Origin of the sequence: Bacteroides togonis, assembly GCF_900130135.1 — a bacterium.
GTDB lineage: Bacteria > Bacteroidota > Bacteroidia > Bacteroidales > Bacteroidaceae > Bacteroides > Bacteroides pullorum.
In genome coordinates, this window is sequence record NZ_LT670820.1 from 3,093,845 (window position 1) to 3,105,883 (window position 12,039).

Genomic DNA, 12,039 nt, shown 5'->3' on the forward strand with positions numbered 1-12,039 from the left:
ATTCAGTCGTTAATCAGTTTATTTTTGTTTATCCGGAATAAACTGTCAGTTTAATGGCTTTAAACTGCCAGTTTAAACGGACTAAACTATCAGTTTAAACGGAGTAAACTGCCGGTTTAAACGGGTTGTACTGGTGCCACGAAGCGTGTTGTTGTCAGGCATGCAGTTATTCTCTTTTCACCACTTCCGCCGGATTCTCGTTCGCCGCCCGCCACACGCTTCGTCCGATGCTTGCCATGACCACGACGGCCATCAGCAGAAATACGGAGAGGAAGGGCAGCACGCCCATTTCCACTTGACGGGTGTAGGTCTCCATCCAGCGTTTCACGACGGCATAGACAACCGGGAAGGCCAGCAGAGCCGCCACGCCCAGAATGGCCAGGTATTCACGGCAGAACATGGAGAGCACATCTTTTGCCGTAGCACCGTTCACCTTGCGGACGGTTATCTCCTTGCGGCGCTGTTCGCAGGTGAGGGTGATGAGGGAGTAGATGCCGAAGACGGCCACCAGCCCGCACACCAGGGATGCGAACGTCAGCAGACGGGAAAGCATCCGCTCCGAATGCAGGAACTCGTTGTACGACTCTTCTTCGTTGTAGAGCTGCATTGCTTTTCCGGGTGCCTCCGTGCGGCACAGGTCTTCAATGAGGGCGCGGCACTCGTCCCATGTTCCTTCCTTATATTTGAAGAGAATACCGGTAAAACGTTCCATGATGCCCACTTCTTCGCCGAAGATGAAACCGGTGGCAGGCATCGGCTCCGTAGGCGGAACGTATTGAAAATCTTTCACGACTCCCGTAATCGTTTTGTCGGCTACCATGTTGGTCGTGCGGATGTGTTTCCCGATGGCTTCTTCCGGCGTATAGCCCATGCGGCGTACCAGCGACTCGTTGAGCACGATGTCCTGATAGGATTGCAGCGTGCACTCACCGGCCAGCGGGGTAAGTCCGTAGAAGCGGAAGAAGTCGTCTCCACCTAGATAGAGGTTGACGGGCAGCGGCGCGTCCGGTTGATGTTCCGCCCCTTCCCAGCTGAGTATCTGTCCGATGGCTTGCGGACCTATGGAAACCAGGGGATGATAGGCCGTAGGAAGCACTTCCGTAATCAGCGGCAGGCTTTTCAGCTTCGCTTCGAAGGGATAAGTGTCGGCCGCTGTCTCAAGGGCAAAATAGGCCCGGTTCTCCAACTCCATACCCAGGTCGTATTGACGGAGGTAATCCAACTGACGGTTCATCAGCAGCGTGCCCGTGACGAACAGCATGCACACAAACAGCTGGAACACCAGGCTGCCCCGGCGCAAGGCAGAGCGCAGGCGATGGTGGCCGACCGCGCCGGCCGAACGGCTGAGGGCTTGTTGCTGCATGCGGTAGATGAATCCCAGGGCCACCACCAGCAGCACCAGCATCATCAGGCCCAGGAAAGCCATTGCCTCGCCATAGAGCATCGTGCGGGTGACGTCTATCTCTGCCAGTCGGATGAAGGCGGTAAACAGCAGTTCCATCAGAATCATGCCCACGAACAGGGCGGAAAGCATCAGCATCAGGAATTCCATTCCCAGCATCCGCACCAGCGAACGGAGCGACGCGCCATGCACCAGACGGAGCGCCATCTCGCGTTGGCGCACCTGCATGCGGTTGACAAACATGGTAAGGTAATTGATCAGGGCACATACGATGACCAGCACCCCCACCAGCGAGAAATAGACAATGTAGCGGAAGGTGATGCCTCCCTTGCGGCTGTCGCGGAAGTCTTTGGTGTAGCGCAATTCTGTCAGCGAGGTCAGAGACAGGCGCTCAATTCCGGTGTGGCGCGTCTCGGTCGGGTGAATCAGTTCATGCGGCAGGGAGGCGGTCATCTTGTCCTGTAACCCGACGACGTCCGTACCTTCCTTCAGTTTCAGCACGATGGTCCACAGGTGATACCACCAGTTGTTTCTTCCGCTGCTCAATTCCTGCATCAGCGAGAAGGGATAGTTCGTGTGGCGGCAGTTCACCCTGACGACTGCTCCTATCTTTTTCTTTCCGTCCGACTTCATGTCCACCTCTTTGCCCAGCGGACTTTCCTTGCCAAACCACTGCCGGGCAGCTTCTTCGGTAATGGCTACCTCGTCGGAATGTCTCTGCATGAAGTTGAAGCTGCCGTCCACCAGCTGCGCATCGAGCAGCTGTATCCAGGCACTGTCTGCCGATGACACGTTGACTTTCCGTTCCACTCCGTCCACCTCAACCCTTTCGCTTGTAATCCTGAAATAGGCGGCAGACTCCACTTCGGGATAATGCTCCGTCAGGTAGGCGGCCATCGGTACCGGAAGCCTTTCGGTCATCTTTCCGGCCTTGTAGCCGTCGTTCACCCTGGCCACATAGAGGCGGTCGGCATCGCGGCGGAAGCTGTCGTATGTCATCTCGTAGTGTATCCAGAAGGCCGACAGCGCAAAACAGACGAATCCGGCTGCCAATCCCAAAACACTGACGGCGGTCTGCATGCGGTATTTCAGCAAGTTGCGCCAGGCTATTTTCAAATAGTGCAGCATCATATTCTTTTTTTATTTAGCAGGTATTATTCTCTTTTCACAACTTCCGCTGGATTCTCGTTAGCCGCCCGCCACACGCGCCAGCCGATGCAGAGGGCTACCAGCAGCGCCATGCCGAGGAAGATGACGGCATAGAGCCACCAGCTGAGGGGCGTCTGCTCCACATAACTCTCCAGCCAGCGTTTCATCAGCACATAGCCCACGGGGAAGGCTACTACGGCAGTTGCGGCGAGCAGCAACAGGTATTCGCGGGCAAAGAGGCCGAGGATGTCCCCCACCCGTGCCCCGTTCACCTTGCGGATGGCCACCTCCTTGCGGCGGCGTTCGCAGCTCAGAGTTATCATGGAGAAGATGCCGAAAGCAGATACCAGGATGCAGACGGTGGAGACAAAGGCCAGCAAACGCATCAGCAGGTGTTCGGCCTTGAGATAGGCATTATACTCGTCCATGACGTTCACCAGCCGGTAATGCACTTCGGGATAGTCCTTGGCAAAGAGGCTGTCTACGCGATGACGAAGTTCGGGCCAGGCTCCTTCGTGGTACTTCAACAGAATATCGTCATGGGCAATCCATTCAGTTTGACATACATAAAGCGTCGGTTGTATAGGAATGGTAGGAGCAGTGATATGTAAATCGCGTACTACACCGGTTACTGTGGCTTGCCGTTTGTCGCGATAAGTAACGGTCATTCCCACCGGATTGGCTACTCCCATCACCCGCACAGCCGATTCGTTCAGCATAATCTCTCCCCTGCCGCTATTAGGTCGGATAAATTTGCCTGCCGCTAAGCGGATGCCATAGAAAGAGGCCAGTGTATCGTCCATACAGGCCATGCGCATGTTTTTAATTTCAAGGCCTTCTGGTTTTCCTTCCCAGTCGATGGAAGTGGCGGCCACAGCTCCTTCGGGCAAAAGGCCTGTATAGTCCGTAAGTACCCGACTGACAAAAGGCATCTGGCGGACACGGTCCACAATCTCATCTTTCGCATTGTCGGGATAGAGGAAGGTAAAGGCGGCGATGTTGCGGCGTTCCCAGCCCAGGTCGGTGTGTTGCAGATAGTTCAACTGTTTCATCAGCGCCACCGTACAGAAGATGGCTAGCAGACTGATGAAGAGCTGCAGGCCCACCATCGCCTTGAGACGGCGGCCCGATCGGCTGCGATCAGGGCGTAGGGAAGAATAGCGGAAAACGAAAGGCAGCAACAATACCAGAGAAAGCGCCAGCACCATCAGGAAATAGAGCAACGACTCGCCATACACGTTGCCTTCCACGCCCGAAAGCCGCTGGAAGGATGGTTGTAACAGCTCGACCAGCATAAAGCCCAGGAAGCCCGAAAGCAGGACAAGCAGGGAATATTCGGTGGTGAGCATCGCGAAGAGCCCCCTGCCGGAAGAACCGCATGTGCGCCGCAAGGCCAGCTCGCGACGGCGGATGTCCATGCGTGAGAGGAACAGGGCTAGGTGGTTGAACAGCGAACAGAGGATGACCAGCCCACCCGCCGCAGCAAACAGCACGAGGTAGGAGAAACTGACAAGCCGTTCCTCGTTGAACGGAGCCTGACGGACTTCGGAAAGAGGCATCAGGCGCAGGCGACCGGTAATCTTGCGGTAACGGTCGTCTGTCTGCTCGGCATAAGCACGGAACTTTTCTTCCAGTGCCTGGGGTGATACACCCGGAGCAAGGCGTACCACCACCTCAAAGCCTGCGTTGTACCACACGTCCTGCCACTTACGGAAGTAATCCCCTTCGCAGATAAAGCCGAACGAGAAATTGCTGTGCGGCAGGTCGCTGACGACGGCGGAGACGGTAGCTTTCTGGTCGTTATACACAACCGTGCGGCCCAGCACATCCGTTGTGCCGAACAAGCGCCGCGCCGTCCGTTCCGTCAGGGCTACCTGGCCGTCCGTATAAAGGAAATCGGGGGTACCTGCCAAGATACGGATGTCGAAAAGATCCATGAAGCAGGAGTCCAACTGCATGCTGGGAAGTTCCAGCGCAGGCTGTCCCTCCAAGCCCAATTCCCAATTCGGATAACGGGTGAAGGCACAGGCTGCCTCCACTTCGGGAAACTCCTGCTTCAACAGCGTGGAGGTAGGATAAGGCACATTGGGTGAGAGACCTCCGGCTTTGATAGGCTGCTCGGTGTAAACCAAATACATGCGGTCGGCCGCTTCGTAACGGCTGTCGAACGATGCTTCGTAGCGCATCCACAGGTTGGCAAAGGCGAAGCAGGCAAAGCCAACGGCTATCCCCACCACATTGACGGCGGTCTGCATGCGGTACTTCAGCAGGTTGCGCCAGGCGATTTTCAGGTAATGTAGTATCATATTTATCTATCTTTCTTATTATTCACTCTTTATCACTTCAGCCGGATTCTCGTTCGCCGTCTTCCAGATGCGATGACCGATGCTGGCAGCCACACAGGCGGCAATGCCGGCAAAGATAAGCAGAAACGGTAGTACGCCGATTTCCACTTGACGGTTATAATTCTCTATCCAGCGCTTCATCGCCCACCAGGCGGCGGGGAAAGCGATCAGTGAGGAAACGACCAACAGCAGGGCATATTCGCGGAAGAACAGAGCGAGGATGTCCCTCACCGTGGCGCCGTTCACCTTGCGGATGGCAATCTCCTTGCGGCGCCGTTCGCAGGCCAGCGTCACCAGCGAGTAGATGCCGAAGATGGAGATGAGGATGCACACCATCGACGAGAACCCGAGCAGCGACGACAGGGCGTCTTCCGACTTCAGATAGTTGTTGTAACATTCTTCCTCGCTATAAAGGAAGAGCTTGCGGTCAGGCAGTTCGGCACGCTGCATCTCCTCGATGCGACGGCGGCATTCGTCCCACGTACCCGGACGGTATTTGAAGAGGACGAAACAACGGGCATGCATCCACTCCATCCGGTCAGTGTTGACAAATACCGTGTTGGGCAGTTCGGCGGTGGGCGACTTGTAGGCACAGTCCTTCAGCACGCCGATGACGGTCATCGGCTCCACTTTGCGGTTGACGAAGAACAGCTGCTTGCCCACTGCCTCTTCGGGACTCCAACCCATGCGGCGGGCCGTACTCTCCATGATGTTCACCTGCCGGTACTCCGACTTGGCCGATACCCATTCACCGGCCAGCAGCTGCATGTCGTAGAAGCGGAAGAACTCTTCACCGGCCAGCACTTCGTCGAAAGTCAAAGGTTGCTCCAGCCGGCCTTCCATGCCCGTGCATCCATCTATCTGGTACGACGAATAAGCCCCCTCGCCCAACAGCGGCCAATAGGCCGGGCGTACCACTTCCGTTACCATAGGCAGAGCCTTGATTTTCTCGGCCCACACGTTCATGTCCACGCCCATCCAGATGCTCATGGCCGCCCGTCCGCGATAGTCCAGCCCTGTATCCACACTACGCAAATGGTGAAGCTGCATCTGCATGGCCACCGTACAGAAGATGAAGGCCAGGCAGACCGTCAGCTGTAGGACGACACTCCCCTTGCGCCAGACCGTGCCCGAGAGGGCGTTACCCGTATGGATGTTTCCGTGCAACGACCGCTTCTGGAACAGCCATACCGACAGGACGACAACGGCCATCATGACTGCCGAGACGCACGTGATGTAGAGCAGCGCCGAACGATAGACCGAGAAATCGGCGTCCTGAATGAGAGAATAGCGCAGGAAAGCCGGCATCAGCAATTCCACCAACACCATGCCCACCACCAGCGAGGCCAGCACGGTGAGCAGAAAGTCGGTGCAGAGCAGGGCCACCAGCGAACGCAGGCCTGCTCCGCAGATCTGCCGCAAAGCCATTTCCCTGCGACGCGTACGGAAGCGGTCGGCGTAGATGGTCAGGTAATTGAGGAAGGCACAGACGATGATGAGTACCCCCACGGCGGCAAACCAGGTGATGTAACGGAACTGCACCGTCTGATTGTTTTTGAGGATAAAGCCCTCCGTGGCACGAAGACCCGTCAGCGGTTCCAGATAGAAACGGGTGAGTCCTGTAGTTGCTCGGTACTTGCTTTTGGTCAGCTCTTCGGGGAAGTGGGCATTCATCTTCTCCAACAGACGGGAAACATCCGTACCTGGCTTCACCTTGACAAGCGTCCGGTAGGTGTAGTCGTCCCAACCAGTCCGGCCGCTTCCGCTGCCCAGGAAGGCGTAGGGGAAATTGGTGTGCGCTCCCCAGTCGCTCACTACGGAACCGATGGTGTATTCCTTGTTCCAGTTGGGGTTGGTCACGGTCTGGCCGATGACATCCGTCGTGCCGAACAGCAGGCGTGCGGTTTTCTCAGTAATGGCGATACGGCTGTCTGCCTCACTGGCGGAGCGGAGGAAACTCTCGTCACCGTCCAGCGTCCGGATATCCAGCATACGCAGGGCAGTAGTGTCGGGCTTGAGCATAGGAAGCTCCAGCATCCGGTTGTCTTTTACAACAAAGAATGTCCCCATCTCGAACAGGCAGTAGTCCTCAATCTCCGAATAGTGTTCTTTCAGGTAACGGCCCAACGCTTGAGGGGTGTAGCTTGCGGAGGAGCCTCCGAAACTTTCATCGTTCACCCCGACCAGATACAGACGGTCGGCATCGCGGTGAAAACTGTCATAAGTCATCTCGTAGTGCACCCAGAAGGCCGAAAGGGCAAAGCAGGCCAGGCCCACAGCCAGTCCCAGGATGCTGACGACGCTCTGCGTGCGGTATTTCAGCAGGTTGCGCCAGGCGATTTTCAGGTAGTGTAATATCATATCTTTGTTTTTTAATTATCATTCTCTCTTTATCACTTCCGCCGGATTGAGTCTCATGACTTGCCAAATTTTCATTCCTAAGGTAACGACTACCAGACTGCCTACCGAAATGAACATCAGCAACGGCCATTCCCAACGATAAATACAGTCTATGGTGTAACTCTGCAGCAGCGTTTTCATGGAGAGGAAAAGCAGCGGATAGACCAGCAGGAAAGTGAAGGCAAACAGCAGGATGTAAACCTTGCCGAACATCCAGGCAATGTTTCTCGGAGTGGCTCCGTTGATTTTGCGGATGGCCACTTCCTTCAGGCGGGCTACCGTGTCCATGGAGATGGCGGAGAAAATGCTGAGTACCACTAACAACAGGCTGACAACTGCCAGTACCGACATGGCCACGCGCATGGTCTTGATGATATTAAGACCTTCGTCGGACTCATCCAACGTCATCAGGTCAATCGGCAAGGTGGACGGTACAAATTCGCGGCAGAGGTCGTCCAGCCGTTTCAGAAAGACAGGCAGGTCGGTCGCTTCGGTTACCTTTATATAATAGAGTTGTGCATCGGTACTGGGCATGAAAACAGAACCCATATATTGGGGGTCTTCCACCTCATTGAACAATGCCTTGTAAACGCCTGCTATCCGATAATCCCTGTTATCCAGGCGGACTGTTCCTGTATTGCCGTCGGCATCCAGCAGCTGCTTGAAGGCTTCGCTTACATAAACCTCGCCTGAAGCATCATCGGGGACTACCTTCCCCTGCATCGGTATATGGAAGAAACGGAAGTAACGGGGACTGCCACTGGACATGACGATATGGGCCACGCTCTTGTCCTTGCGTTCGTATTCGGTATAAACGTGGAAATTGATCGGGTTGGAAATGCAATAACTGATGATGTCTTTCACTTCGGGCATCTTGCGTACCTCTGTCAGAATAGGTTGTATGTTGTTTTCCAGGTATTGGGTCTTCAGGGGAAGCACCACAATCCGTTCCTGCTCTCCTTCGGGCAGGGGATTATACATCTTGTCGAACAGCAATTCGTTCGATGCGAGCCAGGTCAGTGCGACACCACCTGCAAAGAACATGGAGATGACCAGTTGCAGACCGATCATCGCATTGCGGAACGTGTGCCTTTTGCGGCTCTGCTGGAGGAAGGCATACAGGGATATCTGACGCAGCTTGCGCAGCGGGAAGCTGACAATGAGCAGGCAGACCGCCACGACGACCAGGTAAACCTTCAGTTGGGTCAGATAGACATCCTGCAAACGGATATCGGGAACTTCGTCCATGGGCAGAAGGCTGTATGCCAGGCCGAATGTCCATTCCGTCAGCAGGAACGAGAGAAGCAGGGCGGCCGTCATCATCAGGATGACTTCCGACGCAAGCAGGCCATACAGGCCTTTGGTATCGGAACCCAGGCACTTGCGCAAGGCCAGTTCGCGCTGGCGGTTGAAGAACATCTGGATGGTGAACTTCAGGAAGTTGATCAGTCCAGACACCAGAATGAGGGAGACAACCAGCAGAAACAACAGCTTGGCAAGCAGGGTCTGTCCGTGCTGGCTACTTTCCGACTCGACCTGAAACTTTATCGGTTTGCCTTGCGAATCGGGCCAGGCAATCTTTTCCAATAAGGACCGGAAGCTGTTCAGGTCCATCTTTTCGGGCCGGTAGCAACTGGCGTACAGGATATGGTTGTCTGACGGTTTCGTTACAGGAAAGTAGCAGTCGGGAACCGTATTCGGATCTTTCCCCGTGGCCACACCTGCCACCTTGAACAATTGGCCCGACTGGTCGTTGACGACGCGCAAGGTCATGCCTGTCGGATCGGTGTTACCAAAAGCTTTCCGGGCAAAGGCTTCGGACAGCACGACGTCCGTAGGTCCGAATTCATTCGTTGCCCCCGTTACCGAAATGCCGTTGTAGGTATAGTAATAGGCGTCGGCATTGCGATAACGGACCAAGAAAGGACGCTCCTGCCCTTCCGGGTCGAAGAATACCACTTCCCGGGTACTCAATCCTTTGGAATAGGCTGTCACAGCTTCTACACCCGCATGCCGGAGTTCTTCCTCCATACGGGTAATCTGGTTGATGGAAAACGCCCAGTTGTTTGCCAACGAAAGATTCAACCGGCGGTCGTAGTGGGGACGGTGGTCGGTGGGGGCTACCGTCTCCACAAACTGATAGGTATAGCTGAAGCATACAATGCCGGCAGCCAGGCAGAGAGCCGATATCAGGCTCTGCATCTTGTACTTCATCAGGCTGCGGGCAGCCACTTTCAGGTAATGTAGTATCATTCTTTGTATCATTATTTATTCTGTGTTTATCATTCTCTCTTTATCACCTCCGCCGGATTCTGTCGCGCCGTACGCAGGATGCGGAAGATAACCGTCAGCGCCGTAACAGCTGCCACCAGAACAAAGACGCCGGTCCAGTAGAAGAAACCGCAGTCGAAGAACACGATGTACATCCGCTTCCATTGCTGCAACAGGAACCCGACCAGCGGGAAGGCCAGCAGGGCACTGACGGCCAGCAGCACGATGTACAGGCGGGCGAAGAGCAGCATGATCTGCGGTACCCCCGCTCCGTTCACCTTGCGGATGGCTACCTCCTTCTGCCGGCGTTCGGTGTCGAGCGTGATGCTCGAATAGACACCCAGCAGCGTGATGAGGATGCTGACCACGGCAAAGAAGAGCACGATGTTCTTCATCGTGTATTCCAGCGGCTGACGGTCGTGGATGTCGTCGAGCAACGTGCCTACCCGTACAGGCACGCTTTCGGGCAAAGCCTCACGGAGCAGTTGCTCCACCCGGGCCTTGACTTCCTGTACCTGGCCACTGTGACACTTCAGATAGCAGTGCCCGATGTAGTCGGACGGATTGTAAGGGAGGAAGACGTAACCGATGCTCTTCGAATAGGTGTCGGTCTGGAAAGGCGCACAGATGCCGCATACGCTATAGTCGTGTTGCGAGTCGTAAAGAGGCATTCCCAGTATGTCTTTCTCCATCCGTTGCTGCCAGGTACGGTCGGCCACGATGTCGGCTTCCGTCTTCGGAGCGCGTCCCTGCTCCAGCGGGATATTCATGAAGGTGAAGAAATTGGCGGGGACACGCATCACCTCAACTTCTATCCATGAGTTGTCGTTGCCTTTCTCGGTCATCATCAGGTTGCCCGATGAACCTCCCAGGTAACTGACGTCTGCCAGCAGGGCATCTTCCACAGCAGCCAGACTTTTGAAACGGCCGACCAGGCTTTGCTTTTCCGCATTGTTCAGGCAGGAGTAATCCAGCGGGATGCTGAGGATGGAAGCCTTCTCCTGCATGGAGAGGGTATGCAGCAGGGTGCCGCTTGTTTTCTCGGACTGCAGGTAGAGGGCTGCGGACAGGGCGACAAACAGCCAGCAGAGAAAGAACTGTACCCCCAGCATAAAGTTGCGCCCCCGATGGCTCTGACGCCTGCGCCGGCCGCCATTGAGTCCGTCCTGTGCCGATATGTGGCGGATGCGCAGTGTGGCCACCAGGCAGATACCTGCGCAAAGCAGTACCAGCAACCCGATGTATTGGGCGGCATGGCGCATGAGCAGCGACTTGCTGAACGTCATCGACATGAATTCGACGGAATAGTCCAGCCGCCCGTCGGTCACTTCGATGCCCCACAGCATCAGCAACGAGGCTGCCAGTACCACCAGCAAAGACTGTACGAAGAGCAGGGTGAAGAGCTGTCCGCCGCTGCATCCGTTCACCTTCATCACGCTGAACTCTTTCGTGCGGTTGAAGTAGGAACCGATCAGGAAATGGAAGAAGTTGAGCAGACCCACCAGCAGGATGAGCAGTCCCATGGTGCCTGTAATCCAGCTGGTGACGGACAGCTGCCTGTGCTCGTAGGGAAAGCGTCCGATGGGAAATACTTGTGCTTCATAGTCCCTGTCGTACAGCTGCCAGCTGTAGCCGCGCTGCATGAACTGCTCTTCTAACTGACGGATGTCGGCATCGGGTGCCAGCAGGGCAAAGGTGTTGCCTCCCGTCATCTCGTGGCGTCTGTTGCTTTGCAGCAGACCTTCGCTGTCGTTCAGCACCAGCATATCCATCGTTTCCATGAAGTGGAGGGAATTGTTGAGCGGCGTGTCTTCCATAACGGCCTGCACGGTATAGGTGATGCCTCCGTTATGGGGAGTGGTCGATGGCGAGGTGGGCAGCCGGCGGGTCATGACACATGTCTTTCCGATGGCTTCGGCCTCGCTGCCGAAGATGCGGACGGCCGTCGAACGGCTCATCACCAGCGCATTGGGCGTATGGCTGGCCGTCTGCCAGCTTCCAGCCACGATGCGGGGCGTAAAGATGCGGGCATAGAGACTATCCGTCTCCATCCGCTTCAGCTCGTAGGGCAAGGTCTTGCCGGGCCTTACCTCGATGTCGAAGGGCATTTGGCGGGGATAGGTGACAAACGAAAGGGCCTCTACCCCCTTTGCCCAGCCGTGCATGTCCTCGCAGAGCGGTGCGGGTGTGCCGGAGAAATAATGGTTCTGTTCGCTATCATACAAACTAACCAGTACAATCCGCTTGTAATTGTCGAAACAATGGTTGGTAGACTGTATGAAACGGCTGCAATACAGGCAGACGCAGAAGCTGAACAGGCCCACGGCCAGCCCGATGATGGAAATGATGTTCTGTGTTCTGTATTTCAGCAGGTTTCTGATGGCAAGTGTAACGTAATGTAGTATCATATTCTATTCTGCGATATTCTTCTTATAGTCCTTTTTCTGAAAAGTATCAAAATCGAAAAGGTAT

The 12,039-nt window shown here is 55.4% G+C and carries 5 protein-coding genes; all 5 read right to left on the reverse strand.

The window, feature by feature from the left end:
• Positions 1–166: 166 nt before the first annotated feature.
• The 5 genes from BQ8005_RS13070 to BQ8005_RS13090 are packed head-to-tail and all read right to left on the reverse strand — an operon-like array spanning position 167 to position 11,975.
• Positions 167–2,533, reverse strand: coding sequence for an ABC transporter permease (locus BQ8005_RS13070; RefSeq protein ID WP_075318366.1), 2,367 nt, complete (start codon positions 2,531–2,533; stop codon positions 167–169).
• A gap of 23 nt (positions 2,534–2,556) precedes the next feature.
• Positions 2,557–4,857, reverse strand: a complete 2,301-nt coding sequence (locus BQ8005_RS13075) for an FtsX-like permease family protein (RefSeq protein WP_075318367.1) — start codon at positions 4,855–4,857, stop codon at positions 2,557–2,559.
• Between the two features lie 18 nt (positions 4,858–4,875).
• Complete coding sequence (locus BQ8005_RS13080) at positions 4,876–7,257, reverse strand: ABC transporter permease (protein ID WP_075318368.1); 2,382 nt, start codon at positions 7,255–7,257, stop codon at positions 4,876–4,878.
• Positions 7,258–7,275: 18 nt separating this feature from the next.
• The gene (locus tag BQ8005_RS13085; protein WP_075318369.1) at positions 7,276–9,549 is read right to left on the reverse strand and encodes an ABC transporter permease; all 2,274 of its coding nucleotides are present in this window, start codon (positions 9,547–9,549) and stop codon (positions 7,276–7,278) included.
• 29 nt (positions 9,550–9,578) lie between these two features.
• Entirely contained in the window at positions 9,579–11,975 is a 2,397-nt protein-coding gene (locus tag BQ8005_RS13090) for an FtsX-like permease family protein (protein ID WP_075318370.1), read from the reverse strand.
• Positions 11,976–12,039: the final 64 nt, after the last annotated feature.

What these genes read in the sequence shown, in the direction of transcription:
- BQ8005_RS13070 (WP_075318366.1), bottom strand. Translation starts at nt 2,533, where the DNA reads ATGATGCTGCACTATTTGAAAATAGCCTGGCGCAACTTGCTGAAATAC.
- BQ8005_RS13075 (WP_075318367.1), bottom strand. Translation starts at nt 4,857, where the DNA reads ATGATACTACATTACCTGAAAATCGCCTGGCGCAACCTGCTGAAGTAC.
- BQ8005_RS13080 (WP_075318368.1), bottom strand. Translation starts at nt 7,257, where the DNA reads ATGATATTACACTACCTGAAAATCGCCTGGCGCAACCTGCTGAAATAC.
- BQ8005_RS13085 (WP_075318369.1), bottom strand. Translation starts at nt 9,549, where the DNA reads ATGATACTACATTACCTGAAAGTGGCTGCCCGCAGCCTGATGAAGTAC.
- BQ8005_RS13090 (WP_075318370.1), bottom strand. Translation starts at nt 11,975, where the DNA reads ATGATACTACATTACGTTACACTTGCCATCAGAAACCTGCTGAAATAC.